At 64.6% G+C, this 26,735-nt stretch carries 22 protein-coding genes; 8 read left to right on the top strand and 14 right to left on the bottom strand.

Features of this window, described 5'->3' with window-relative positions:
- Both VIG90_RS06015 and hisS read right to left on the bottom strand, forming a co-directional pair.
- The coding region (locus VIG90_RS06015) for a PCRF domain-containing protein (protein ID WP_331592571.1) at positions 1 to 445 on the bottom strand (445 nt) is incomplete at its 3' end.
- Between the two features lie 3 nt (positions 446 to 448).
- Complete coding sequence (gene hisS / locus VIG90_RS06020) at positions 449 to 1,696, bottom strand: histidine--tRNA ligase (protein ID WP_331592572.1); 1,248 nt, start codon at positions 1,694 to 1,696, stop codon at positions 449 to 451.
- A 148-nt stretch (positions 1,697 to 1,844) separates the two neighbouring features.
- On the opposite strand from hisS, the gene VIG90_RS06025 reads away from it, so the two are divergent.
- The gene (locus tag VIG90_RS06025; protein WP_331592573.1) at positions 1,845 to 2,309 is read left to right on the top strand and encodes a hypothetical protein; all 465 of its coding nucleotides are present in this window, start codon (positions 1,845 to 1,847) and stop codon (positions 2,307 to 2,309) included.
- A gap of 37 nt (positions 2,310 to 2,346) precedes the next feature.
- Here VIG90_RS06025 and ispG read toward each other — a convergent pair whose 3' ends face one another.
- From ispG to VIG90_RS06050, 5 genes are all read right to left on the bottom strand, one after another.
- Positions 2,347 to 3,459, bottom strand: coding sequence for a flavodoxin-dependent (E)-4-hydroxy-3-methylbut-2-enyl-diphosphate synthase (ispG, locus tag VIG90_RS06030; protein WP_331592574.1), 1,113 nt, complete (start codon positions 3,457 to 3,459; stop codon positions 2,347 to 2,349).
- Positions 3,460 to 3,676: 217 nt separating this feature from the next.
- Positions 3,677 to 4,687: a helix-turn-helix domain-containing protein gene (locus tag VIG90_RS06035; protein ID WP_331592575.1), complete on the bottom strand. Its 1,011-nt coding sequence runs from the start codon at positions 4,685 to 4,687 to the stop codon at positions 3,677 to 3,679.
- Between the two features lie 380 nt (positions 4,688 to 5,067).
- Complete coding sequence (ptsP, locus tag VIG90_RS06040) at positions 5,068 to 7,281, bottom strand: phosphoenolpyruvate--protein phosphotransferase (protein WP_331592593.1); 2,214 nt, start codon at positions 7,279 to 7,281, stop codon at positions 5,068 to 5,070.
- Positions 7,282 to 7,340: 59 nt separating this feature from the next.
- Positions 7,341 to 8,390, bottom strand: coding sequence for an NAD(P)H-dependent flavin oxidoreductase (locus tag VIG90_RS06045; protein ID WP_331592576.1), 1,050 nt, complete (start codon positions 8,388 to 8,390; stop codon positions 7,341 to 7,343).
- Positions 8,387 to 9,610, bottom strand: a complete 1,224-nt coding sequence (locus VIG90_RS06050; protein WP_331592577.1) for an aspartate kinase — start codon at positions 9,608 to 9,610, stop codon at positions 8,387 to 8,389. The genes VIG90_RS06045 and VIG90_RS06050 overlap by 4 nt, the downstream gene beginning before the upstream one ends.
- A gap of 55 nt (positions 9,611 to 9,665) precedes the next feature.
- Here VIG90_RS06050 and ubiG point away from each other — a divergent pair, with 55 nt between their 5' ends.
- The gene (ubiG, locus tag VIG90_RS06055) at positions 9,666 to 10,421 is read left to right on the top strand and encodes a bifunctional 2-polyprenyl-6-hydroxyphenol methylase/3-demethylubiquinol 3-O-methyltransferase UbiG (protein WP_331592578.1); all 756 of its coding nucleotides are present in this window, start codon (positions 9,666 to 9,668) and stop codon (positions 10,419 to 10,421) included.
- A gap of 189 nt (positions 10,422 to 10,610) precedes the next feature.
- Here the strand turns inward: ubiG and VIG90_RS06060 are convergent, their stop codons facing one another.
- From VIG90_RS06060 to VIG90_RS06080, 5 genes are all read right to left on the bottom strand, one after another.
- Positions 10,611 to 11,723 carry an alpha/beta hydrolase gene (locus VIG90_RS06060; RefSeq protein ID WP_331592579.1) on the bottom strand — a complete coding sequence of 371 codons (1,113 nt, stop codon included), beginning with the start codon at positions 11,721 to 11,723 and terminating at the stop codon, positions 10,611 to 10,613.
- Between the two features lie 172 nt (positions 11,724 to 11,895).
- Positions 11,896 to 12,891 carry an alpha/beta hydrolase fold domain-containing protein gene (locus VIG90_RS06065; RefSeq protein ID WP_331592580.1) on the bottom strand — a complete coding sequence of 332 codons (996 nt, stop codon included), beginning with the start codon at positions 12,889 to 12,891 and terminating at the stop codon, positions 11,896 to 11,898.
- Positions 12,892 to 13,064: 173 nt separating this feature from the next.
- Positions 13,065 to 13,853, bottom strand: a complete 789-nt coding sequence (locus VIG90_RS06070) for a LytR/AlgR family response regulator transcription factor (protein WP_331592581.1) — start codon at positions 13,851 to 13,853, stop codon at positions 13,065 to 13,067.
- Positions 13,850 to 14,920, bottom strand: a complete 1,071-nt coding sequence (locus VIG90_RS06075) for a sensor histidine kinase (RefSeq protein WP_331592582.1) — start codon at positions 14,918 to 14,920, stop codon at positions 13,850 to 13,852. The genes VIG90_RS06070 and VIG90_RS06075 overlap by 4 nt, the downstream gene beginning before the upstream one ends.
- Positions 14,921 to 15,048: 128 nt before the next feature.
- Positions 15,049 to 15,366, bottom strand: a complete 318-nt coding sequence (locus VIG90_RS06080; protein ID WP_331592583.1) for a 2Fe-2S iron-sulfur cluster-binding protein — start codon at positions 15,364 to 15,366, stop codon at positions 15,049 to 15,051.
- A 104-nt stretch (positions 15,367 to 15,470) separates the two neighbouring features.
- Here VIG90_RS06080 and VIG90_RS06085 point away from each other — a divergent pair, with 104 nt between their 5' ends.
- Positions 15,471 to 16,118, top strand: coding sequence for a DNA-3-methyladenine glycosylase 2 family protein (locus tag VIG90_RS06085; protein ID WP_331592584.1), 648 nt, complete (start codon positions 15,471 to 15,473; stop codon positions 16,116 to 16,118).
- Here VIG90_RS06085 and pdeM read toward each other — a convergent pair.
- Together pdeM and VIG90_RS06095 are read right to left on the bottom strand one after the other, a co-directional pair.
- Entirely contained in the window at positions 16,091 to 16,771 is a 681-nt protein-coding gene (pdeM, locus tag VIG90_RS06090; protein WP_331592585.1) for a ligase-associated DNA damage response endonuclease PdeM, read from the bottom strand. The two genes, VIG90_RS06085 and pdeM, sit on opposite strands and share 28 nt — an antisense overlap.
- Positions 16,768 to 19,182 carry a ligase-associated DNA damage response DEXH box helicase gene (locus tag VIG90_RS06095; RefSeq protein ID WP_331592587.1) on the bottom strand — a complete coding sequence of 805 codons (2,415 nt, stop codon included), beginning with the start codon at positions 19,180 to 19,182 and terminating at the stop codon, positions 16,768 to 16,770. Before VIG90_RS06095 ends, pdeM begins: the two co-directional genes overlap by 4 nt.
- Positions 19,183 to 19,199: 17 nt before the next feature.
- On the opposite strand from VIG90_RS06095, the gene VIG90_RS06100 reads away from it, so the two are divergent.
- The 5 genes from VIG90_RS06100 to VIG90_RS06120 form a co-directional block, all read left to right on the top strand.
- The gene (locus tag VIG90_RS06100; protein WP_331592588.1) at positions 19,200 to 20,201 is read left to right on the top strand and encodes a ligase-associated DNA damage response exonuclease; all 1,002 of its coding nucleotides are present in this window, start codon (positions 19,200 to 19,202) and stop codon (positions 20,199 to 20,201) included.
- Positions 20,201 to 21,766 (top strand): cisplatin damage response ATP-dependent DNA ligase, encoded by a 1,566-nt coding sequence (locus VIG90_RS06105; RefSeq protein WP_331592589.1) that lies wholly within the window; start codon positions 20,201 to 20,203, stop codon positions 21,764 to 21,766. The genes VIG90_RS06100 and VIG90_RS06105 overlap by 1 nt, the downstream gene beginning before the upstream one ends.
- A 137-nt stretch (positions 21,767 to 21,903) precedes the next feature.
- Complete coding sequence (gene clpB / locus VIG90_RS06110) at positions 21,904 to 24,483, top strand: ATP-dependent chaperone ClpB (protein ID WP_331592590.1); 2,580 nt, start codon at positions 21,904 to 21,906, stop codon at positions 24,481 to 24,483.
- A 7-nt stretch (positions 24,484 to 24,490) separates the two neighbouring features.
- Positions 24,491 to 26,341 carry a sensor histidine kinase gene (locus tag VIG90_RS06115; RefSeq protein ID WP_331592591.1) on the top strand — a complete coding sequence of 617 codons (1,851 nt, stop codon included), beginning with the start codon at positions 24,491 to 24,493 and terminating at the stop codon, positions 26,339 to 26,341.
- 146 nt (positions 26,342 to 26,487) lie between these two features.
- Positions 26,488 to 26,735: FAD-binding oxidoreductase (locus VIG90_RS06120; RefSeq protein ID WP_331592592.1), on the top strand; the 248-nt coding region annotated here is incomplete at its 3' end.

The raw sequence follows: 26,735 nt of genomic DNA on the forward strand, positions 1-26,735 counted from the left end.
CGGTCTTCCAGCCCTGCCCTTCGGCGTAGCGGGTGTACATGCGGAACAGGTCGCCCGCGAACAGCGCCGCCTCGTCACCGCCCGTACCGGCGCGGATTTCCAGAATCGCGGACTTCTCGTCGGCCACGTCCTTCGGCAGCAGCATGATCTGCAGGCGCCGCTCGGCTTCGGGCACCTGATCCTTCAGCGCCTCCATCTCGTCGCGGGCCATCGCCTTCATCTCGGCATCGAGCGAGGCGTCGTTCAGCAGGCTTTCGGCCTCTTCCAGTTCGCGGACCAGCCTGGTCAGCTCATTGGCGGCCTCGACCACCGGATTGAGCTCGGCATACTCCTTCGAGAGCTTGACGAAGCGGTCCGCCGCTGCGCTGGGGTCCGCCATGTCACGCGACAGTTCGGCATGACGCAGACGGATACGGTCGATCTTGGCTTGCGGGATGGAGGGCATTGTTCAGTCCTGATACGGCTGCAGCGCAGCCTCAACTTCGGCCAACGGCACGGCGCGCTGCTCGCCCGAGGTCAGATCCTTCAGCATCAGCTCGCCGCGCGCCAGTTCGTCCTCGCCCAGAATGAGCGCGACCGGGCTCTTGGCGTCGTTGGCGCGAGACAGGCGCTTCTTCATGTTGCCGCGGAACGCCTGCTCAACCCGCAGACCGGCGCGGCGCAGACGGGCGGTCAGCTGCACGGCTTCGGCCTGTGCCGCCTCGCCCAGCGGAATGACCGCAATCGGGCCGCGCACCACTTCCGGCAGGTCCACCAGCAGCGCCAGGCGCTCAATGCCGCCCGCCCACCCGACAGCGGGCGTGGCCGGGCCGCCCAGCTGCTCGATCAGCCCGTCATAGCGACCGCCGCCCAGCACGGTGCCCTGCGCACCCAGATGCGTGGTCGTGAACTCGAAGGTGGTATGGCAATAGTAATCAAGGCCGCGCACCAGACGCGGGTTGACCACCACATCCATGCCGATACCTGAAAGGCCCTTCAGCACGGTCTCGAAGAACTGACCGGCCTCGGCATTCAGGAACTTGTCCAGCAGCGGCGCGTCGGCCACCAGCTTCCTGTCGCCCTCGTCCTTGGAATCGAGAATGCGCAGCGGGTTCTTGTGCAGGCGGCTCTTGCTGTCATCCGACAGCGCGTCTGCATGACCCGAGAAATACTCAACCAGCGCTTCGCGCCATTTGGTGCGGCTTTCGCTGTCACCCAGCGTGTTGATTTCCAGCTGCACCTTGCCCGCCAGGCCCAGCTCATCCAGTAAGTGGGCGGCCATGGTCAGCAGCTCGATATCCGCCTGCGGCTCGCCCGCGCCCAGAATCTCCGCGTCGATCTGGTGGAACTGGCGGTAGCGCCCCTTCTGCGGCCGCTCATAGCGGAACATCGGGCCGTGGCCGGCCAGCTTCAGCGGAGCCAGCTGCTGCCAGCCGTTGGAGATGAACGCGCGGCACAGGCCGGCGGTGAATTCCGGACGCAGCGTGAGCGACTCGCCGCCACGATCCTCGAAGGTGTACATCTCCTTGGAGACCACGTCGGTCGTCTCGCCGATGCCACGGGCGAACAGCTCGGTGAATTCAAAGATCGGGGTATCAACCTTCTGAAAGCCATAAAGGTGGGCAAGCCGGTGGAAGGTCTCCACCACCTTTGCAAACCGCTGGGCGTCTTCACCGAAAATGTCGCGCGTGCCGCGCACGGGCTGAAGCTTGGACATGCCGATCAATCTCCTTACGAGCGGCGCTTATAGAAACAGAATGAGCCCATGAAAATGGGAAGTTCGGCCGTGCGCTCTCCGGCAACCGGAACAACACCTCCTGTCGCGGCGTTGACCAGCCAAGCTCCACTCAAGACGGAGAGCATCCATGCTGCCGCCGACCACCCGCCGCGTCGCCGACAACTCCTCCGCCGTTGCCAATGCCCGCATTCGCCAGCGCACGGAAAAGAACGTGATCTACTATGCCCGCAACCCGGCGCTGATCGAGATGCGCCTGCGCGAGCTTGACCGGGAGTGGGACATCGAGCGCGTTCTGGAAACCAGTTCCTCTACCCTCTCTCTGGCAGGCTTCGTGCTGGCCATCACACGGCGCAACCGGCGCTGGCTTCTGCTGCCGTTCGGGGTTTCGGCCTTCATGTTGCAGCATGCACTGCAAGGCTGGTGCCCGCCCATTCCGCTGCTGCGTCGCCTTGGCGTGCGCACCGCCGCGGAAATCGACGCCGAACGCTATGCGCTGAAAGCCCTGCGCGGAGATTTCGAGCGGCAGGCCCATCTTCCGGGCTCGTTCCGGCAGATCGCCCGGCGGGCGCTGGAAGCAACGGATGCCGGCTAGCCCGCCCTCTTGTCTTGCCTGAAAGGGAAGCGGCGGATTACTCCGCCGCTGCCTTGGTGGCTTCGATCTCGGCGGCCTTCTGCTCGACCAGCTTCACGATGTGCTCGACCATCGCCTCGTCCTCGACGTGATGGTCGGTGACGCCGGACAGGTAGACCATGTGCTTGCCGTTGCCGCCTCCGGTCACGCCGATGTCGGTCTCGCGCGCCTCGCCGGGACCATTCACCACGCAGCCGATGATCGACAGCGACAGCGGGGTCTGGATGTGGCGCAGCCGCTCTTCCAGTACTTCCACGGTCTTGATGACCTGGAAGCCCTGACGGGCGCAGGACGGGCAGGAGACGATGCGCACGCCCCGGTGACGGATGCCGAGCGACTTCAGCATTTCAAAGCCGACCCGCACCTCCTCCTCCGGCGGCGCGGAGAGCGACACGCGGATGGTGTCGCCAATGCCCGACCACAGCAGCATGCCCATGCCGATGGAAGACTTGACGGTGCCGCCGATCATGCTGCCCGCCTCGGTGACACCTAGGTGCAGCGGGTAATCGCAGGCTTCGGCCAGTCCCTGATAGGCAGCGACCGCAAGGAACACGTCAGACGCCTTCACCGAGATCTTGGTCTCGAAGAAGTCCGCATCTTCCAGCAGCTTCACATGCTCCATGGCGGATTCGACCATGGCTTCCGGGCACGGCTCGCCGTACTTCTCCAGCAGGTGCCGCTCCAGCGATCCCGCGTTCACGCCGATGCGGATGGAGCAGCCGTTTGCCTTGGCGGCCCGCACCACTTCCTTCACGCGCTCGGCCGAGCCGATATTGCCCGGGTTGATGCGCAGGCACGCCGCACCGGCGTCCGCCGCCTCGAGCGCGCGCTTGTAGTGAAAGTGAATGTCCGCCACGAGCGGAACGGTCGCGGCCCGGGCAATCTCCCGGAACGCCGCAGTCGACTCCTCGTCCGGGCAGGACACGCGGATAATGTCCGCCCCCGCTTCCTCGCAACGGCGGATCTGTTCGATCGTGGCCTTCGCATCGGCAGTGATGGTGTTGGTCATGGTCTGCACGGTGATGGGGGCATCACCGCCCACCGGCACATTGCCAACCATGATCTGCCGGCTTTTCCGGCGCAGGATATCCCGCCAGGGGCGCACGCTCATGTCAGATCCTCGAAAACCGCAAGCAGCCAATTCGCTAATCGGGCTCTATATAGCGATGCCGCGCCCGAATGTCGAAAAATGGTACGGGCCGTGGCGGATTTTCCGCAAGGAGCGAAACGGGCCGGTGCGGCTTTGTCGAAAAAAGGCAAAAGGCCCGGCAAAAGCAGAACGCCCGGCACAGGGGCCGGACGCGACACTGCATTGACGTGATGCAAAGTTACCGGGCGGCGGGTGCGCCACCCGTACGGGACCGTGCCAACTGGCGCAGCGACTCCGGATTGAGATCGATATTGCGGATCACCTCGCCCCGGCCACCCAGCGGCGGCAGGGTGATGTCACCCACCTTGATCTCAACCGCACCGGCATTGCCGGTCATCAGCTTCAGGTTCGGCAGCGCCGGAACGCGGTAAGTCTCGCCCGCCTTCATGATGCCGATCTTGACCGCGCCGCTGACACCGTCGGAGATCCGCACCCAGCTGTCGTCAACCGCACGGATGATCACCGGGCCGCTGTTGATGACCTGCGCTGCGGCAGCGGCCTGAGCCTCGGCCTTTTCATGCGCAACTGCGGCAGACGGCGCATCAGTCGTTCCGGTAGCAGCAACGATCGCAGGAGCAGTCCCATCGGTCGATGCCGCCGTTGAGGTGTCATCGGCAGGTGCTGCTGCGCCCGCAGCCGCGCCATCGGCGGCCGGCGTTACCGCAGTATCGATGGCGGCGGTTTCCGTCCCGGCCGTGCCGCTGGTTTCGGCAGCTTCATCAATGGACAGGGTCTGCTGGGTTTCGGCCGTCACAACCGCGGCAGGTTCAGGCGATGGGGTGCGGCTGCTCCAGCCCCACCACAGGCCCACGGCCGCCACGGCCACAGCGACACCGCCAAGCACCAGCGCCTTGGACGGAATGCGACTCTCGTCCAGCGGCTCCGGGAAATAAACCTGTTCGGTCGGTGTCAGGCGGCTCGTTTCCGCCTTGAACTGTGCGCAGACTGCCTCAGGCTGCAAGCCGAGCATCTTGGCGTAATTGCGCACAAAGCCGACCGCGAACGGCAGAGCCGGCAGCTTTTCGTGCTGATCGTCCTCGATCGCGCACAGGAACCGGGCGGGGATCTTGGTCTCCGCCGCAATATCGCTCACTTCGAGCCCGCGCTCCAGCCGGCGTGTCCGCAGCAGCTGCCCCACGGACATCGCTGTACCCCCTGCACCAGCACTGGAATCCGTCAAGGCAGTCATCCGCGTCTCCACTGGTCGCCGGCCTTGTCAGCGACCGATTGAGTGAAATTGCACAACCTATGAAAGGCAGGCGGCTGAACAGCCACCTGTTGCCCCTTTGCCCCCACCCGCCAGAGTGACAGCGCCGTTGACCTTGTCAATAACGGTTTGGCGGTTCTGCTCACATTTTCTGCCATCTCGCAAGCACTCGCACGTCGTTTTTACGACCGAATGTTGGTTAACGCCGATGACACCATAGTTTTTAATAGCCAAGGCTCGCCCGGAAGGAAAAAAATACGACCGGATGCTTGCACAGTACGCCAAGGCGCATGCCGGTCCTTTTTACGCCAGCCATGGTTTTCAAAGGAACGCACCAAACAGGAGAAGGGACAAGCTCCGTCTTACTGGAGCGTGATGCCTTCCCGCTCTGCAAACGCCTGCAACTCGCGGCGAATGTTCACCTCGGGCTTGGCCAGCAATTGGTTCATCAGCGCCTGGAGACGACCAAGGTGCGCGTTGCGAACCACCATCTTGATCGGGCCGATCGCGGCCTGGGTGATAGAGAGGCGACGCACGCCAAGCCCCAGCAGCGCCAGCGCTTCAAGCGGACGTCCACCCATTTCGCCGCAGACGGACACGGTCTTGCGCGCCGCATTTGCCTGATCGATGACGAACTTCAGGAAGCGCAGAATGCCGGGGGACACCCAGTCGTAACGATCCGCCAGCTTCGGGTTGGAGCGGTCAGCCGCCAGCAGGAATTGGATGAGATCGTTGGTGCCGATGGACAGGAAATCGATGTTCGGCAACAGGGCATCCAGCCGGTAGGCCAGCGCCGGCACCTCCATCATCACGCCGTAGTGAATTTCGGTCGGCTGCGGCAGTCCGCGCGAGCGCAGGTAGGCCAGCTGCTCCTCGACGATTTCCCGCGCCGCCTCGAATTCCCACGGTTCGGTGACCATGGGGAACATCAGGTTGAGCGGCTGTCCCGCAGCGGCATCCAGCAGCGCGCGGGCCTGCACCTTCAGGAGGCCGCGCCGTTCCAGCGCCACGCGCAGGGCACGCCAGCCCATCGCCGGATTCTCCTCCGGCACGTCGTGCTGCAAGTACGGTACGGCCTTGTCGCCGCCGATATCGACGGTGCGGAAAATTACCGGCTTGCCTTCGGCGGCCTTCAGCACCGCTGAATAAAGGCGGGTCTGGGCCTCGCGGCGTGGCAGCGTGGCTGAGACGAGAAACTGGAATTCCGTGCGGAACAGACCGATGCCATCCGCATTCGTTACGTCTAGCCCGCCCAGATCCACGCGCAGACCCGCATTCATCATCAGTTCGATGCGTTGTCCGTCGAGCGTAACGGCAGGCAGGTCGCGCAGCTTGGCATAGGCGGCCTGCCGCTCCTGCCGCAGCGCCACGTGGGCCTCGAACTGGCGCACCACATCGGGCGCGGGGCGCACGAACAGGCTGTCGTTGCTGCCGTCCAGCAGCAGCGGATCGCCCTCTTCCACCACCTCGCGCACCTGCTTGATGCGGCCCAGCATGGGAATGCCCATGGCGCGTGCAAGAATGGTGACGTGCGCGGTCGGAGAGCCCTCCTCCAGCACCACACCCTTCAGGAAGCGGCGGTCATATTCCAACAACTCGGCCGGGCCGAGATTGCGGGCAATCAGAATGGTATCCTGCGTCAGGCCCGTCTGCGCGGCGGTGCCCATCTTGCCGGAGACGATGCGCAGCAGGCGGTTCGCCAGATCATCCAGATCATGCAGGCGCTCAAGGAAGAACGGGTCCTTGGTGTTGCGCATGGTCACGCGGGTGCGCTGCTGCACCCTCTCGATGGCCGCCTCGGCGGTCAGACCGCTTTCAATCGCCTCGTTGATCCGCCGCGACCAGCCTTCATCGAAGGCGAACATCTTGTAGGTCTCGAGGATTTCCTCGTGCTCGCCCGGGCCGCCGAACTCCGCCTGGCTCATCATGCGGTCGATCTGGGCGCGCATGGTCTGGAAGGCGGCACGGACGCGCTGCTTCTCGGCGTCGATGTCCTCCGCCACGGTGTGTTCAATGACGATGCGCGGCTCGTGCATCACGGCTACGCCGCGCGCCAGCCCGTCCACCAGACGGGTTCCGGCCAGCCGCACCGCACCCGTGTTCTGGGCTCGGGCCTTGGCAAGGGATTCTTCATCGACCAGACGGGTGTTGGCGATCATCTCGGCCAGCACCATCGCCACGGTCTGAAGCGCCTCGATCTCCTCATCCTCGTACTGGCGCGGCTCCATGTGCTGAACGCAGAGCACGCCCAGCGCACGGCCACGGCGCAGGATGGGAACGCCGGCAAAACTGTGGAAAAGGTCTTCGCCCGTCTCCGGGCGGTAGGCGAAGTCCGCATGGGCGCGGGCCTCGGCAAGGTTCAGGGGCTCGCCGTTGCGGGCGATGTTGCCCACCAGGCCCTCGCTGAGCGCCAGACGCGTCACGTGCACGGCGTCCTGCGAGAGGCCCTGGGTCGCATACAACTCGAGCCAGCCATCGCGGAGGAGATAGATCGAGCAGACTTCGCTCGCCATCGCCTCCGCAATGGATTGCACGACCTGATTCAGCTTGGCCTGCACGCTGCCGCGCGAGGCCATCACGTCATGAAGACGGCGGAGTATGGCGCGCGGCGCCGAGACAACTGGCGCCGACGGGCTCACTCAGCGGCCTCCTTGGGTGCGTTGGACAGAAAGGCGATGGCCTGATCGACCAACTCCTGCACGATTTCCGCCACCGGCTGCTCGGCTTTCACCATGCCGACGGACTGGCCCGCCATCAGCGAACCGGTATCCACGTCGCCGTCGATGACGGCGCGGCGCAGGGCGCCGGCCCAGTAGTGCTCGATCTCGAGCTGACCGGCCGCGACGTCGAGTTCGCCCCGATCCACCCGTTCGATGATCTGGCGCTGGGCCTGCATGAACTCTTCCGAGCCCTTGTTGCGCAGCGCACGCACCGGAATGACCGGGAAGCGCGGGTCAAGCTGTGCCGAGGTAACCGCATCGCGGGCGTTGCCGCGAATGAAGGCCTTCTTGAAGTTCGGGTGCGCAATGGATTCGGTCGCGCATACGAACCGGGTGCCCAGCTGAACACCGGCTGCGCCCATGTTCAGGTAGCTGGCGATCGCCTCGCCCCGGCCGATGCCGCCGGCAACGAACACCGGAACCTCGGTGATGTGCGGCAGGATTTCCTGCGCCAGCACGGTCAGCGACACCGGACCGATGTGGCCGCCCGCTTCCGAGCCCTCGATCACCAGAGCATCCACGCCCGAACGCACCAGCTTCTTCGCCAGCGCCAGTGCGGGAGCAAAGCAGATGACCTTGGCGCCGCCGTTCCTGGCACGCTCGATCGCCTCGCCTGGCGGCAGGCCCCCGGCCAGAACGATGTGGGTCACACCTTCGTCAAGGCACACTTGCACCATGTCCAGCAGCTGCGGATGCATAGTGATGAGGTTGACGCCGAAGCTGTTCTTGGTGAGCGCTTGGGTCGCCTGAATTTCCTCGCGCAGCCGCTCCGGCTGCATGGCGCCAGAGGCCAGCACGCCGAAGCCGCCCGCATTGGAGATGGCCGCAACCAGATTGCGCTCCGACACCCAGGTCATGCCGCCGCCAAGAATGGCATAGCGGCTGCCCAGGAATGCCGCGCCGCGCGCCATGAGGCTATCCAGGCGCGCGGAACCGGATGCAGTTGCGGGATTGGCCGCCGTCATGCAGCAGCGTCCAGACCGTAGGCAGAGTGCAGCGCGCGCACGGCCAGCTCGGTGTACTCCTCGGCGATCAGGATGGAGATCTTGATCTCCGAGGTGGAGATGACCTGAATGTTGATGCCGCGGTCAGCCAGCGCCTTGAACATGGTCTGGGCAACGCCTGCGTGGCTCTTCATGCCGACGCCAACGACAGTGACCTTGGAGACGGCATCGTCAGACTTCAGGCCCTCATAGCCCAGGTCTTCGCGGTGCTTCTCCAGCACGTCCAGAACGCGGGGCAGATCAGTGCGCGGAACGGTGAAGGTGACGTCCGTGGTCTGGTTTTCCTGCGAAACGTTCTGGACGATCATGTCCACGTTTACATTGGCATCGGCCAGCGGCGAGAAGATCGCCGCGACCACGCCCGGCCGGTCGGGGACGCGCGAGAGAGTGATCTTCGCCTCGTTCCGGCTGTAGGCGACACCAGCAATCAGTTCCTGTTCCACAATCTCATCCTCATCCACGACCAGCGTACCAGGCAAGTCCTCAAATGAGGATACCACCTGCACGCGTACTTTTTCCTTCATCGCCAGCTCGACCGAACGGGTCTGGAGCACCTTGGCACCAACGCTCGCCAGCTCCAGCATCTCCTCGTAGGTGATCTTCTCGAGCTTGCGCGCCTTCGGAACGATGCGCGGATCGGTCGTATAGACGCCGTCCACGTCGGTGTAGATGTCGCAACGGTCAGCCTTCAGCGCCGCCGCCAGCGCCACGGCGCTGGTATCGGAGCCGCCACGTCCCAAGGTAGTGATCCGATTGTCAGGACCAAGACCCTGGAAGCCAGCACACACGGCAACCTGGCCGGTCATCATGCGACTGATGATCTCATCGGTGTTGATGGACTGGATTCGCGCAGCGCCGTGCGCGCCATCCGTCACAATCGGCATCTGCCAGCCGTGCCAGGAGCGGGCCGGGACCCCCATCGACTGAAGGACGATGGCGAGAAGCCCGGACGTCACCTGCTCGCCGGTGGCGACGACCGCATCATATTCCCGTGCATCGTAGAGAGTGGCAGCCTCGCGGCAAAAGCCGACAAGCCTGTCCGTCTCTCCCGACATGGCCGAGACGACAACCGCAACTTCGTTTCCGCGGTCAACCTCTGCCTTAACGCGCCGGGCGACGTTGCGGATCCGTTCCAGGTTGGCGACAGAGGTGCCGCCGAATTTCATTACAATGCGCGCCATGACGCTGCGACGATCCCTAGTTGAAAGTGCGCGCTCTTGATAGAAAGTGACGATGATGAACGCAAGCAAAGCTCCTTCTCCCTCGACAATCAATGAGGGCGAAATCGAAAAGTTCTCGGCCGTCGCCGCAGAATGGTGGGATCCGCGCGGCCCCATGGCGCCGCTGCATAAGCTCAATCCAGCGCGTCTAAGCTACATTCGGGACGCCGTTTGCGCACATTTCGGGCGCGATCCGGGTCAAATGCGCCCTTTGAAGGGCTTAAAAGCGCTGGATGTGGGGTGCGGCGCAGGTCTGGTCACTGAATCCCTCGCCCGCATGGGAGCGGATGTCACGGGCCTCGATGCCAGTGCCGATGCCATCGCCGCGGCGCGAGTCCATGCCGAGGAAAGCGGCCTCGTCGTTACCTACCATGCAGATTCGGTCGAGAATCTCTCCGCGACCGGAGCGCAGTTCGACCTCATCACCGCGCTCGAGGTCGTCGAGCATGTGGCGGACGTTGATCTCTTCATCGCCGGGCTGTCCACCCTGCTCGCCCCGGGCGGCCTGCTGGTGTTCTCCACCCCCAACCGCACGCCGCAGTCCTACGTCTCGGTGATCTTCGCGGCGGAAAAGGTGCTGAAGTGGGTGCCGGAGGGCACGCATGACTGGAAAGCCTTCCTGACGCCGGACGAAATGGCGCAGAAGCTGGACCAGGCCGGCCTCACGGTCACTGACCTCAAGGGGCTGAACTACTCGGTCCTCAATCGCACCTTCGCCGTCACCAACGACACCAGCATCAACTACATCGGCTCGGCCCGGCACAAGACCTGAGACATCGGGCGAGCCATCGTCACCTCGCCCGATGCGGAATGCCGCCCCAGACAGAGGAGTTCAGACCCTCTGTCTGGGCTTGGCCCATCTGTTAGAGCCGCGATCTGATTGCATCAGATCGCGGCTCTAAGCTCTTTGTTGGTCGCACTTTCTTAAGCGCAGGGTGTGCCACCCTGCTCGAAAGCTGCTCTAACGCTGGTTTTCCTTTCCATCTGCCAGCGGGCGCACGTGCTGAAGCAGCGCCGCGAACACCTTGCCCGGCTCCTCGATCATGGGCAGGTGCGATGAGTGCTCGAACCAAACGGTCTGCTTCTTCGGAGCCGAAAGTTTCTCCATCCAGCCCGCAGTGATGTCTGACGGCGTGGTATAGTCATGCCGCCCGAGCAGCATGATGACCGGCACCTCGGTCTTGCGCAGCGTGTGGAACGACATGTCGGCCAGCCGGGGCCACAGGGTGGTGACGGTAAAGCCGCTGCCGTCGATCCACGCCTTGCGATCCGCCGGGGTGTACTCCGGGGAGAGACGCGGCGCGCGCAGATAGAAGTTGGCATCCGGCCGGTAGGCCGCCAGCGAACCGTACTGGATGGCCCACTTGCGCCAGCCATCCGCCTTGTCGATGCCAAACGGGCCGGAGTCCGGGTAAGGCCGCAGCGCCTCAATCTCCTTCACCGCCGCCGTGTTCCCCGCCTTGCGCGCCTGCTCCAGCGTCCAGGCCATGCCGACGCGCTCATTCTCGCGCACGTCGATGAACTGGCCCATGCCGACATAAGCGTGGAGCAGATCAGGCCGGGCCGCCGTCACGGCCAGCCCCACCGCCGAGCCCCAGCTGTGACCCAGCACGAACACCTTCTGCTTGCCATAGCGGCTGCGCAGCTGCTCGATCAGCTCGATGGCGTCGTCGCGGTAGCGCTCCAGCGTCATGGTCGGCGCAATGGCCTGCGGGTCGTTGAGCGCGTAGGACTTGCCAGCGCCGCGCTGGTCCCACTGCACGACGGTGAAGTAGTCCTCCCACGGACGCTGAAACGTCCAGGCGATAGGCATTTCAACCGCGCCGGGGCCGCCATGGATGAACAGCAGGATCGGGTTGTTCTTGTCTGACCCGCGCACGCTCACGGCCTGCTTCGCGCCGCCGAGCGTCGCCACGAACTCTTCCTGAACGCCGTTGGGCGTGACGATCTTGCCGATGTCCGCAATGATCTCCTTGCCCGGGGCATAAGGGTCAGCGGCCGGGGCGTCCTGCGCCACGGCAGGCGCGGACAAAGCAAAAGACACAGCTGCAAGCGCAATGCAGACGTTTCGCATGGCTCTTCCTTGGATAAAATCTGAAGTGGACTACTGAACCGTGCGCCATGAAAACCGCACTGCGGCAGGGCCCGGATCTCAACGCAACGAACCACTTCGATTTAGTCAAAACCGCCGATGATCTAAAGCAATAAAATTACTTCGGCCTGCCAAAAAGCGTCCAGCTCTCCGCTCAGGCTAAGATGCATTCCTTCACGAAGCAGCGCACTTCCGCCGCCATTTCCGTGTCCTCCGGCGCGCCGCCGAAGCCACCGTGCGGCATACCTTCCCAAATGTGGAGTTCGGCCACGATGCCCGCTCTGCGCAGTGCACGGTGCATCAGGACGGTGCTGGAGAGAAACAGGTCGCGCGTACCGCTCTGCAGGAAAGTGCGCGGGAAGCCCTTTGTGAAATCGCCAAACAGCGGCGAGATGTAGGGCGAAGTCAGCGGCTCGCCCGCCGCGTACAGCAGATTCGCTTCTATCAGGCGGTTTGGCAGGACGGTGTCGAGACCGAGGAGCGTCTCGTAGGTATCGCCGCTTTCGGTCAGATCGACTTCGGGCGTGCGCAGCACCACACCTGCGGGCATAGGTAGCCCCTCATCGCGCGCCCGCAACGTCAACGCCGCCGCCAGATTGGCTCCAGCCGAGGCTCCGCTGATGACGATGCGTTCCGGCGCATAACGGTCCAACAGCCAACGGTAAGCATCCATGCAGTCGTCCAGTGCTGCCGGGTAGGGATGGTCAGGCGGCATCCGGTAATCTGGCGAATAGGTACGCAGGCCGGTCATCATTGCTGAACTGCGACCCATGAGGCGGCAAGGCTCGCCGCCAAGACAGATCAGACCACCGCCATGAAGCTCCAGAACGCAGGCATCTGACGCCGCCCCATCCGGCTCCGCCACATAGAGAGGCAAATCGCCCAGATGCTCGATGCTGTCCGCAATGCCCGGCACAGCATCCAGGGCTTTCAAGCGCTCCAGCGTCGCCGCATCCATGCGCGCGATCCGCTCTTTCCAGACCGCAGACGGTGCGTCCGCCGCTGGAAACGGCTCTGATTGGAAGCGCCCGAGGCCAGCAGCAAGCAGTCGCTGCGCCTCGGGGCTGATCGAGCGCGGCAATGGAATGTTCCGCGCGCCGAGGCGGGTCACGCCCGTCAGCTCCCCTGCTTCGGTCTGTCTGTCTGCCATCTCGCCCTCCCGCGCTGCCGTTCCGCCAGCCATTAGACACAGCCTCGCCTTGCCGGAACAGGGGTGCACATGGGGAGGCTGACCAATCCGGCAGCTTCGGCGGGAGATTCCAAACGGAAAGAGCCGGTGTGCGCGCTGCGCACCGGCTCTTCAGGCTCCTTGGCTGGAACGGCCTACAGGAAGCGGGCCACCACGTCGCGGTAGCTGCGGGACACCTTCACCTGCGCGCCGGAGGAAAGGATGAGGTAGCACTCGCCGTTCGTATGCGGCTTCACCTGACGCACCTGGTCGAGATTGACGATGGTGGAGCGATGGATACGGCGGAACTTGCGCGGGTCAAGACGCCGCTCCAGATCCTTCATCGTCTCACGCAGAATGAGGGTCTGCCCGCCGGTGTGGATGCACATGTAGTCGCCCGCCGCGTCGATGCGCTCGATGCTTTCCACATCCACCCGGAAGATCTGCCCCCGGTCCTTTACGTTGAGCAGCTTCTCGTAACGGCCCGGCCCAACTTCTTCGGAGTTGGTGGAGACCGCTTGCGGCGCAACGGTCTTGAGAAGCGAGCGCAGACGGCCGGATTCGTCCGATGCCCGGCGTTCGGCCATCCGCTCGCGCACCCGCTGGAGGGTAGCGCCCAGACGGGCCTCATCCACCGGTTTCAGCAGGTAATCGAGCGCCTGCGCCTCGAACGCCTTCAGGGCGAACTCATCGAACGCCGTCACGAACACGATCAGTGGCGGCTCGATGTCCATCAGCCCCTCGATCACGCCGAAGCCATCGAACCCCGGCATCTGCACGTCAAGGAACACCAGATCCGGCTTGTGGGTCTTGATGGAGCGGATCGCCTCGCGTCCGTTGCGGCAGCGGTCGACAATCTCGACGTCCGGGTGGCTGGCAAGGCGAAGTTCCAGACCCTGAATGGCAAGCGCCTCGTCGTCCACCAAGATCGTGCGAATGGTCATTCTGCAGCCTCCATGTCCAGGGTTGCACGGCCGGCCCGCTGGTACGGAATTTCGATTCGTACCACGACGCCGTGCGGTTCGTTCGCGCCTAGTTCAAAGCGATGTTCGTCGCCGTAGGCCTGGGTCAGCCGGTCACGGATATTCGCCAGACCAACGCCGCTGCTGCCCGAGTGTTTCGTGCCAGCACTAAATCCTGGCCCCGTATCGGCCACGGTCACGCACAGCCGCCCGTCCAGCACCTCGGCGCGCAGGTCGATGTCTGCCCCGTCCTCGGACGGTGCGACGGCGTACTTGATGGCATTCTCGATCAGCGGCTGCAGCAGCAACGACGGCAGCAGGGCCTCCTGCGCCGCCGGCGAGACCTCGAAATGAACGCGCAGGCGCTCCTCGAAACGCATCCGCTCGATGTCGAGATACAGCTGCAGCGCCCGCACCTCCTGCTCCAGCGACACCATATGGCTGGGCTCCCCTACCAGCGAGTAACGCAGGAACGCCGACAAGCGACTGAGCATGGCGTTGGCGCGGTCGGTTTCCTTCAACATCACCAGGGTAGAGATGGAGTTGAGGGTATTGAAAAGGAAGTGGGGGTTCAGCTGATAGCGCAGCATTTTCAACTGCGCGGCGTGCGCCTGCGCCGAAAGCGCCAGCATGCTCTCCATCTGGTGACGGAGCATGAGATAGTAGTTGATGCTGTAATAAAGCGCCGTCCAGGCGGTCAGCACTGTCACGTCGATGAGGATGGTGCCGAGGAACTGGAGGCCGTGCGGCTCCCACGAGGGGGCGAAGAAGATGGAGAAGCCCCACACCTCGATGATGGAGAACGGCGCGGCGCACAGGAAAACGACGAGGGCGCTGACGCTCCACACGACTGGAGCCCGGTAGCGCACCACATGACGGAACACCGCCGCCATGATAAGCGACAGCGAGAAGCCCGTGGCCGTGCTGATGAGCGTGGGGGCCAGATATTCCAGCCCCATCTTGTTCACGAGCCCGTTCAGGAAGCGCAGCAGGCCGTAGCCCAACCAACCGCAGGTCTGGAGAATCCAGAACGCGCGGTCTTTGCGCATGAAGAACTGCTCGATCCAAGGCTCGCCGCGATCACCCATTCGTGTACTGTAACACCACAGCGCTGGATGAAGCGACAGCAGACGTGCGACGAACCGTTATCGTCGCACGTCCAAGCCTTTGAACGGCATCAATCTTCCGGTGCGATGTAGACGCGCAGGCCGTCCAGGGCGTCCGTCATCTCGATCTGGCAGGACAGACGCGAGGTGGTTTCACGGTGCTCGGAGGTGTCCAGCAGCTCGTTCTCATCCGGGCTGAGCGGGTCGAGCTTGTCGAGGAACGCATCATCCACATACACATGGCAGGTTGCGCAGGAGCAGGAGCCACCGCACAGGGCCAGCAGTTCATCAAAGCCGTTATCGCGGATGTTTTCCATCACCGACAGGCCGGTTTCGGCCTCAACTGCGGTTTCCTCGCCTTCACGGTTCACGATAATCAGCTTCGGCATAACGCTTGCTCTTCCCCTATAATCCCATTGGTGCGCGACTTGTGCTTATCTGGCGCATCCGCCTGTTTACGGGGCCAAGATCACAAATCAAGCTGGAACTCATTATGGGTTTAACGTCTGAACAATTGGCCGCAGGGCTGAATCAGATCGCAAAGACGGACCCGCGCGTGGCGCAAGCCCTTGCGCGCGTTGGCCTTCCCGAGCCCCGGCATCGCCCGTGCGGCTACAACGCCTTGCTGCGCACGCTCATCGCCCAGCAGATATCCGTTCATGCCGCCCGCTCCATCTATGCGAAGCTGGAAGCCGGGCTGGGCAACCTGGAAACGCCGGAGGCCGTGCTGGCCGCCGAAGATGAAACCCTGCGGGCCTGTGGCCTCTCCCGGCCGAAGATCGTCTATGCCCGCTCGCTGGCCGAGGCGGTGGCAAGCGGACGGCTGGATTTCGAGGCGTTGCGGCACATGGGGGATGAGGAAGCCATCGCCGTCCTCTCCTCCGTGAAGGGATTCGGACGCTGGAGCGCCGAGATCTACCTGCTGTTCGCCGAAGGGCGGCCGGACATCTGGCCCGCCGATGATCTGGCCCTGCAGGAGGCGGTGCGCCGCCTGACCGGGCTGGCCGAACGTCCCAAGATGAAGGCAACCCGCCAGCTGGCCGAGATCTGGCGGCCGCACCGGGGCGCGATGGCGATCTTCGGCTGGCACTATTATGCGGCCACAAGCAAGGCTCAGAACGACAAGGCCCCAATCGGATAGCGGCGCAGGCCGGATTGTGTCGGCACCAGCGCCTGCCCCTCCTCCCCCAGCAGCCGGGCGATGGCCGGGTCCGTCACATCCAGTCCGCCGGTCAGCGGGCCGAACGAGGGGAGAATCAGCTTCCCCCCGCCACAGGCAAAGCAGCGGCGGTTGATGGCCTGCCCCCGCACCATGAGGCGCAGCTTGGGGTGAAAGTGGCCGGAAAGCTCGGGCCGGCTCTCGGTAGGGTCTGCCTCATGGCGCAGGGTGAACTGGTCCAGCATCATTTCGCTCATCGAGACCCCTCCCAGCGCGGCATCGACGCTTGGGTCGTGATTGCCCGTCACCCACACCCAGAACAGGCCGGAAGTCAGCCGTTGCAAACGGGCGCGCACGTCCGGCAACAGGCGCATCGCGGCCTGCGGGTCATGGAAGCTGTCTCCCAGGCACCAGAATTCCTGTGCGCCCAGCCGCTGCACCAGATCTTCCAGCTGACCAAGCGCTTGCAGGCTATCGTACGGCGGCAGGAACTGGCCGCGCTGGGCGTAGCTGCTTGCCTTTTCCAGATGCAGGTCCGCCACCAGCAGCGCCTTGCGCCGCGGCCACCACAGAGCATGCTCCGGCAGGGCCACGAACACGTCGCCATGAAAGGTGAAGGCGTTCTCGGTCGTCATCGTGTCGCCTCCCGCATCAGCCGCTCCGCTTCGGCCAGCAGCACCTCTTCCGCGCTGCCTTCGATGCGTTCCTGACCGATCTCCAGCAGAATCGGCACCGCCAAGGGAGAAACGCGGGAGAGCGGCTTAGGACGGATGTGCCCCTGCATGCGTTCAAGAAAAGCCGCGAGCCGGTCGATGTCGGTCAGCCGTCCGCGCGCATCGGCCCAGGTAGCGCGCAGCAGCAAGTGGTCGGGCTCATGCTGACGCAGCACATCGTAGATCAGGTCGCTCGAGATAGTCAGCTGCCGCCCGGTCTTGCGCAGGCCGGGATGCTGGCGCTCCACGAGCCCGGAGATGACGGCGACATCCCGGAACGAGCGCTTGAGCAGCGCAGATCGGGCGAGCCACTGGTTGAGCTCATCGTGCAGGATATCGGGCGAGAACAGCGGCTCCGGGTTCTCCACCCGGTACAGCGACCAGACCGCCAGCGCATAATCGTTGGCGACGAACCCCAGCGGGGCAAGGCCGAGCCGCTCCATCCGCCGTGTAAGCAGCAGGCCAAGGGTCTGGTGCGCCGCCCGCCCCTCGAAACAATATGCCACCATGTAGTGCTTGCGGCGGCGCGGGAAGGTCTCGACCAGCAGGCCGTCCGCTTCCGGCAGCACAGACACACGGCGCTGCATTTCAAGCCACTCCTGCACCTCCTCCGGGAAGCGCCGCCATGCCGCAGGTTCGGCCAGAAACCGGCGCACCCGGTCCGCCAGATTGGCGGAGAGCGGCAGGCGGCCGCCAAGGTAGGCGGGCACCATCGGCTCCGGCTTGAAGCTGGGGCGGGCGTAAAGCGTCGTCTTCTCCAGCCGCTCGAACTCCAGCACGCGGCCCGCAAACAGGAAGGTGTCCCCCGGCGTCAGCTGCTCGGCAAAGCTCTCCTCCACCCGGCCGAGGGAACGGCGGCCCACCTTCACCTCGAGCATCGGCGCGTCCAGAATGACGCCCGCATTCAGCCGGTGCTGCTGGATCAGGCGCGGGTGGGAGACGCGGTAGCGGCCGTCCGGCATGCGCACCAGCCGCCGGAAGCGATCGTAAGCGCGCAACGAGTAACCCCCGCTTTCAATGAATTCGAGGGTATCGTCGAAATCGGCCCGGCGAAGGTGCCCATACGGGGTGGCGGTGCGAATCTCGTCGAACAGGTCGTCCGGCTCGAACGGCTCCGCACAGGCCAGCCCCATCACGTGCTGGGCCAGCACGTCCAGCCCGCCGGGACGGAACGGCTCCCCATCCAGATCTGCCGCCAGCGCCGCATCCCGCGCCGCCATGCTCTCCAGATACTCGAAGCGATTGCCCGGTATGAGCACGGCGCGGCTCGGCTCATCCAGCCGGTGATTGGCCCGCCCGATGCGCTGCAGCAGGCGCGACGCCCCCTTGGGCGCACCCACCTGTATGACGAGGTCGATGTCGCCCCAGTCCAGCCCCAGGTCGAGCGAGGCGGTGGCGACGACGGCACGCAGGCTGCCCGATGACATCGCCGCTTCCACCCGCCGCCGCTGTTCCGCCGCCAAGCTACCATGGTGCAGGGCAATCGGCAGGCTTTCCGAATTGGCGCTCCACAGGTCCTGAAACAAGCGCTCCGCATTGGCGCGCGTGTTGGTGAACACGAGCGTCACCCGGTGCCGCTGGATCAGGTCGTAAATGGCGGGCACCGCATGGCGGGCGGTGTGTCCGCCCCAGGGGATTCGGCTCTTCGGCACCAGAATGTCGATCTGCGGCGGCGCTCCCGGCTCCCCCCGTACGAGCCGGACCGACGCGTCATCCGAACCGGGCGCGAGCCAGCGGGCGTGGCCCGCCTCATCCGCCACCGTGGCAGAAAGGCCGACCCGGCGCAGGTTGGGTGCCAGCCGTTGCAGCCGCGCCAGTGCGAGGGAGAGCAGATCGCCCCGCTTGGTGGGCGCGAAGGCATGGATCTCATCGATGATGACCGTGCGCAGATGCTCGAACATCGCCCCGGCTTCCGGATAGCTGAGCAGGAGCGAGAGGGATTCGGGCGTCGTCAGCAGAATGTCGGGCGGGGCAACCCGCTGGCGCGCCTTCTTGTGCGAGGCGGTGTCACCCGTGCGGGTCTCGACACGGATATCCAGCCCCATCTCCGCAATCGGAGCCATGAGGTTGCGGGACACGTCAACCGACAGCGCCTTCAGTGGCGAGACGTAAACCGTGTGCAGGCCGCGCCGTTCTCCCCGCGCCAGCGAGGCAAGAGTAGGCAGGAATCCGGCCAGCGTCTTGCCCGCGCCGGTGGGGGCAATGAGCAGGGCGTGCACGCCATCCCGCTCGGCTTCCAGCATTTCCAGCTGATGACGACGCGGCGACCAGCCGCGCGCCGCGAACCAACGGGCGATTACAGGCGGCAGCAGGTCTTGGCCGGAGCGGGTCACGCTCCAGATATAGAATTATGACAAGCCTTGGCACCTGGCTGACTCCTGCGAACGACGGGATTTATTGCCCGCCCGGCGATTTCTGGATCGACCCCGGCAATCCGCAGGCCCGCGCGCTCATCACTCACGGCCATGCGGACCATGCCCGCGGCGGCCATGGCCGGGTGGTGGCCACACCCGAAACGCTCGCCATAATGACCGCGCGCTACGGCCCGCAGCCGGGCGGACTGGCCGTGGGCTACGGCCATACGGTGACGGTGGGGGAGGTGCGCGCCACCTTCTATCCGGCCGGGCACGTTCTGGGCTCGGCGCAGATCCTGCTGGAATACAACGGGGAGCGTATCGTGGTCTCCGGCGACTACAAGCGCAGCCCGGACCCCACCTGCCCTCCGTTCGTGCCCGTGCCGTGCGACGTGTTCATTACCGAGGCGACCTTCGCCCTGCCCGTGTTCCACCACCCGCCGGTGGAAAAGGAAATCGGCAAGCTGCTGGACGCCCGCGCGAGCGCCCCGGAGCGCTGCGTGCTGGTGGGAGCCTATGCCCTCGGCAAGGCGCAGCGGCTGATCGCACTGCTGAGGCAGGCGGGATATGACCGGCCCATCTACCTGCACGGCGCGCTTCTCCCCCTCACCCGGCTCTACGAGAAGCTCGGCGTAAAACTGGGAGACATACAGCCCATGGCCGGGCTGCCGAAGGCGGCGCTCAAGGGGGAGATCATCCTCTGCCCGCCCTCCGCCCTTGCCGATCGCTGGTCCCGCCGCCTGCCCGAGCCGATCACGGCGCTGGCGTCAGGGTGGATGCGGCTGCGCCAGCGCGCCCGCCAGCGCAACGTGGAGCTGCCGCTGGTGCTCTCCGATCATGCGGACTGGGGCGAGCTCACCGCCACCATCGAGGAGCTCGGCCCCGCCGAGGTATGGGTGACGCACGGCCGCGAGGAAGCGTTGGTGCACTGGTGCGAGCGCAAGGGCATTTCCGCCCGCGCATTGCTGCTGCACGGCCGCGAGGATGAGGAGGAATAATGGAGCGCTTCGCCCACCTGCTCGACCGGCTGGTTTACACGCCCTCCCGCAACGGCAAGATCGGCCTGATCGCCGATTACCTGAGAACCACACCGGACCCTGACCGGGGCTGGGGCCTTGCCGCCCTGACGGGGGACCTGAAGATCTCCGCCGTGAAGCCCGCCCTCATCCGCTCTCTTCTGCTGGAGCGCACCGACCCGGTGCTGTTCGATCTCTCCTACGATTACGTGGGCGACCTGGCCGAGACCTGCGCACTGCTCTGGCCCACGCACACGCCGGGCAATGCGCCGCTGTCCCTCAGCGACACGGTGACAACCCTGCAGCGCCTCAGCCGCGCCGAAGCGCCTGCCGAACTGGCGCGCCTGCTGGACCGGCTCGATTCCTCGGGCCGCTATGCGCTTATCAAGCTGGCGACCGGCGGCATGCGTGTCGGCATCAGCGCCCGCCTTGCCAAGACCGGCTTTGCCGAGGCCTTCAAGGTGGAGCTGGAGACGCTGGAAGAACTCTGGCACGGCCTGACCCCGCCCTACCCGGACCTGTTCGAGTGGGCCGAAGGCAAGGCCCCGCTGCCCGAGATCGGTGAGACCGCCGTGTTCCGCCCGTTCATGCTGTCGACGCCGCTGGAAGATGACGAGACGCTCGATCTCAACGAATTTCTCGCCGAGTGGAAATGGGACGGTATCCGCGTGCAGGCGGTGAATGCCGGCGGCATGAAGCGGCTCTACTCCCGCACTGGCGATGACATCTCCGGAGCCTTTCCCGAAGTCATAGAGAATCTGGAAATCGAGGGCGCGCTGGACGGCGAGCTGCTGGTGCGCGGAGATGACGGCGACCCTGCCTCCTTCAACGCCCTGCAACAGCGCCTCAACCGCAAGACGGTGGACGCGAAACTGCTGCGCCAGCATCCCGCCTTTGTGCGGCTCTACGACATTCTGGTGGACGGCACCGAGGACGTCCGCGCTCTCCCCTTGCTTGAGCGCCGCGAGCGGCTGCTGCGGACAGCGGAAAATCTTCCTCAGGACTTTTTCGACATCTCTCCGCTGGTGGAAGCGAGCGACTGGGAAGCCCTGTCCGAAATCCGCGCGGGTGCACGCGGACACGACATCGAAGGGCTGATGCTCAAGCGGCGCGACAGCCCCTACACCGGCGGGCGGCGCGTCGGCCTGTGGTACAAGTGGAAGCGCGATCCGCTCACCGCTGACTGCGTGCTGATGTATGCCCAGCGCGGGCACGGCAAACGCTCCAGTTTCTATTCCGACTACACCTTCGGCGCGTGGGGGCCGGACGGGCAGCTACTCCCCGTCGGCAAGGCCTACTTCGGCTTTACCGATGAGGAACTGAAATGGCTCGATCGGTGGGTGCGCGGCCACACCACCAAGCGCTACGGTCCGGTGCGCGAAGTGGAAAAATCGCTGGTGCTGGAGGTTGCGTTCGATTCCATCCATGTCTCGAACCGGCACAAATCCGGGCTGGCCATGCGCTTTCCCCGGGTCTCCCGCATCCGTACCGACAAGCCCGCCCAAGAGGCGGACCACATCGAAACGTTGCGTTCCCTGGCGCGTTGAACGGAGTATGGGGCCCTGCGCTAACGCCCTGCCCTCTGTTGCGGAAAATCACTGCAAATTCCGACTAGGCGACCTCTTGTGTGGCAAATATGCCACATTACATGAAGCTTGAGTGTAAACCTTGAGGGGCAAAGCCCATGAATATCGAGAAGTTTACCGAGCGGGCGCGCGGCTTCCTGCAATCGGCCCAAACGGTCGCGCTGCGCAACGATCACCAGCGCGTACAGACGGAGCATCTGCTAAAAGCGCTGCTGGAGGATGACCAGGGCATGGCTGCGGGGCTGATCCGCGCCGCTGGCGGTCAGCCGGAGCGGGCCGTGCAGGCGGTCGATCTTGCCCTCAACAAGATTCCAAAGGTTACCGGCTCCAGCCAGATGGGCTGGGACCCGGAGGCCGTGCGCGTTCTCGATCAGGCCGAACAGATCGCCACCAAGGCGGGCGACAGCTACGTGACCGTGGAACGTCTGCTGCTGGCGATCGCACTGTCTCAGGGCACGGCCTCGGCCAGAATTCTGGCCGACGCGGGCGTGACCGCGCAGGGGCTGAACGCTGCCATCAACGAAATCCGCAAGGGCCGCACCGCCGACACGGCTTCCGCCGAGGATCGGTATGACGCGCTGAAGAAGTTCGCGCGGGACCTGACGCAGGCAGCCCGTGACGGCAAGCTGGACCCGGTGATCGGCCGCGATGAAGAAATCCGCCGCACCATTCAGGTGCTCTCCCGCCGCACCAAGAACAACCCGGTGCTGATCGGCGAGCCCGGCGTCGGCAAGACCGCCATCGCCGAAGGACTGGCGCTGCGCATCGCCAAGGGCGACGTGCCGGAGAACCTGAAGGACCGTCGCATCATGGCGCTCGACATGGGCTCGCTGATCGCGGGTGCCAAGTATCGCGGCGAATTCGAGGAGCGCCTCAAGGGCGTGCTCGAAGAGGTGCGCTCGGCCGAAGGCGAGGTCGTGCTGTTCATCGACGAGATGCACACGCTGGTTGGGGCCGGAAAGTCCGAAGGCGCGATGGACGCCTCCAACCTGCTGAAACCCGCGCTGGCGCGGGGCGAGTTGCACTGCATCGGCGCGACCACGCTCGATGAATACCGCAAGCATGTGGAGAAGGATGCAGCGCTGGAGCGGCGCTTCCAGCCCGTGATGGTGAACGAGCCGACGGTTGAGGACACCATTTCCATTCTGCGCGGGCTGAAGGAGAAGTACGAGGTCCATCACGGCGTGCGCATCACCGACAGCGCGCTGGTGGCGGCGGCAACCCTCTCCAACCGCTACATCACCGACCGCTTCCTGCCGGACAAGGCCATCGACCTCATGGATGAGGCTGCCAGCCGCCTGCGCATGGAAGTGGAATCCAAGCCCGAGGAAATCGAGGGACTGGACCGGCGCGTCATCCAGCTGAAAATCGAGCGCGAGGCGCTGCGCAAGGAAACCGATGCTGCCTCTCGTGAGCGGCTGGCCCGCATCGAGCAGGAACTGGCGGAGCTTGAGCAACAGTCAGCCGAGCTGACTACGCGCTGGAATGCCGAGCGTGAGAAGATGCAGGGCGAGCGCCAGCTGAAGGAAAAGCTGGACGCTGCGCGCACCGAACTGGAGCAGGCTCAGCGCAACGGCAACCTGCAGCGGGCGGGCGAGCTGGCCTACGGCGTTATTCCCGAACTGGAAAAGCAGATCACCGCCGCCAAGGAGGCCGCCGCCAGTGCCATGCTGCGCGAGGAGGTGAGCGCGGAGGACATCGCCGCCGTCGTCTCCCGCTGGACCGGCATTCCGGTTGACCGGATGATGGAAGGCGAGCGTGAGAAGCTGCTTCACATGGAAGAGCTGCTGGGCAAGCAGGTTATCGGCCAAAGGGAGGCGGTCGAGGCGGTGTCCGCCGCCGTGCGCCGCGCCCGTGCCGGGCTTCAGGACCCGAACCGGCCGCTGGGCAGCTTCCTGTTCCTCGGCCCGACCGGCGTCGGCAAGACCGAACTCTGCAAGGCCCTCGCCAATTTCCTGTTCGACGATCCGGCAGCGATGGTGCGCATCGACATGAGCGAGTTCATGGAGAAGCACTCCGTATCCCGCCTGATCGGCGCACCTCCGGGTTACGTCGGATACGAGGAAGGCGGCGTGCTGACCGAGGCCGTGCGGCGCAGGCCCTATCAGGTGGTGCTGTTCGACGAGGTGGAAAAAGCCCACAACGACGTGTTCAACGTGCTCTTGCAGGTACTCGATGACGGTCGCCTGACCGACGGTCAGGGCCGGACGGTGGATTTCACCAACACCATCATCGTGCTGACCTCCAACCTTGGCGCACAGTTCATCGCCAACCTGCCGGAAGGCCGGGACACTTCCGACGTGAAGGAAGAGGTGATGCAGGTGGTGCGCAGCCATTTCCGCCCCGAATTCCTCAATCGCCTGGATGAGATCATTCTCTTCCACCGGCTGGGTGAGGAGCACATGGGCGCCATCGTGCAAATTCAGGTGGACCGGGTGCGCAAGCTGCTGACCGATCGCAAGATCAGCCTCGATCTTGACCCCGGCGCAGCCAGCTGGCTGGCCCGCATGGGCTATGATCCGGTCTATGGTGCGCGACCGCTCAAACGCGTGGTTCAAAAATATTTGCAGGACCCGCTGGCCGAGATGATACTGCGGGGAGAGGTCAGGGATGGTCAAACCGTTGCAGTGAAGGAAAGCGACGGTCGGCTCGATCTGACGGTGGCCGCCGAAAGCTGAAGAATTTGTGTTGAACGCACCTGTGCTGAAAGATGATTTGCAACTCCGCAAGGCAGCGCAGGGGGCGTCGAATTCCCGGTCCGGGCGCGCGGCAGCTTCCCGCGCGCCCGGAGCCGCGGAAACCACCATCCGGCTGGCTCGGGCGCTGGTCCAGCGCACCGGCACCCACGCTGCGGCCCTGACCCTTGCCGCAGGCGTTGCCGCCGCTTTTCTCTGGGATCATTTGCCTGCACGGCTGGAGCTTGCGTGGCTTGTCGTCCACTGCCTGCTGTGGGCCGGTATTCTTCTCTATCAGCGTCAGCGTGACATGACAGTCAGGACCGAGGCGCGCGCCCGACGCATTCTCGGCCTTTCCACCAGCATTTCCGCCATCATCGGCCTGCTCTGGGGTGCAACCGCTCTTGCCATCCCGTGGCTGGAAGTGGACCAGCGCATTTTCCTGATGATGATCAACGGCGCGGTCTGCGCCGGAACCGCGGCCATGCTGGCTCCAGCCCCGCATGCGGCCCGCGCTTTCCTGACCAGCATTGCCGTGCCGTTCGTGCTGGTGCTGCTGTGGCTGGGCAGTCCGGATCATCAGATTCTGGCACTGGCGGTCGCGCTGTTCTGCCTGTCCATGTTCTATACAAATCAGGCTGGATATCTACTGCTGCGCGAAGGCATCGAAGCGCAGGTGGACGCCGATCAGGCAATCGATGATCTGCGCACGGCGCAGAAGAACTGGCGCGAGCTTTCGGAAATGGCCGAGGCCTTTGCGCTGTTCGACAGTCAGCGCCGCCTTTTGCTGTGGAATAACGCCTACGCGCGCGTGGTCGGCATGGAGACGGGCAGCCTGACGCTGAGCACAACGTGGGACCAGATCCGGGCCGCGCGGGACCTTACCGAATTGCCGGAGACGGAATTCTTCGCACAGGATCTGAAAAGCGCTGCGTTCGAGCGGGTTAACCAGGAACATGCGCTGGGCGATCGCTGGTATCGCAGCACAATTCAGCTGCTCCCCAACGGCCATGTGGCGGTCACGCACGTTGACATCTCGGCGCTCAAGCGCCGCGAGGCCGAACTGCTGCTGCTGCAACAGGAATTGGAAGCCGCCCGCGACGAAGCCGAGGCCGCCAGCCAGGCAAAATCGCGCTTCCTTGCCAACATGAGCCATGAACTCCGTACGCCGCTCAATGCGGTTATCGGCTTCTCCGACCTCCTGACGCAGGACATGGAAGCAGGCCAGGCAGACCCGCGCATTCACGGACAATATGCCCGTACGGTGCTGGAAAGCGGGCAGCATCTGCTCGCCATCGTTGAGGATATGCTGGACCTTGCGCGCATCGAATCCGGCAAGCTGCGGGTGGTGGAATCTCAGGTGGATCTGGTGGAACTGGTGCACAGCGCCGGGCGCATGGCGCGCGGGCGCGGCACGGCCAACGGCGCCATTCTGGAAGAACAACTGCCCACCGAACCGCTGCTGGCACGGCTGGATGCCCGCCTGACCCGGCAGGCACTGATCAACCTCATCGGCAACGCCCTGAAATTCTCCCGTCCCGACAGCCGGGTGCTGGTGCATCTGCAGGAGGAGGCAACCGGCGACATCCGTATCGACGTGGTGGACGAAGGCATTGGCATTCCACATCATCTGATCGAAGAAGTCATGAAGCCGTTCTCCCAGGTTGAGAACAGCGAAGCCCGCCGCTATGGCGGCATCGGCCTTGGCCTGCCTCTGGCCAAGCAGTTCGTCGAGCTGCAAGGCGGGCAGCTAGAGCTGGAAAGCCGGATGGATGTCGGCACCCGGGCCACGATCCGCCTGCCCGCATCCTGCCGGGTAATTCTTCCTCCCCAGCCGGACAGCCCGCCGGTCAATCACTGACCACAGCCAAGGGGTGTCTCCATTCGCACGGCCTTCATGCCGCAGCGCCGTTCTCTTGCCAGCCTTTGCTTTTTCCTTTTTATATTATCCGCATGGCCACACGCCCCGCCTCCGTTCATGACACTTCCCGGACGATCTGGAACCGCATGATCGACCGCCGGCCGAGCCACATCCTGCGCTGCGTCGACGCCGAGGACGTGCGCCGGGGCCTCGAATGGGCGCGGGCGACCTGCCGCGACGTCACCGTGCGCGGCGGCGGGCACAGCATCCCCGGCCACAGCGTGATCGACGACGGCGTCGTCATCGACCTTTCCGACGTCAACGGCGTCTTCGTGGATCCCGTCGCCCGCATCGCCCGGGTGGGCGGCGGCTGTCTGCTCGGTGACGTCGACCG

Source organism: Pedomonas sp., from assembly GCF_036515995.1.
Classification (GTDB): Bacteria; Pseudomonadota; Alphaproteobacteria; order Sphingomonadales; family Sphingomonadaceae; genus Pedomonas.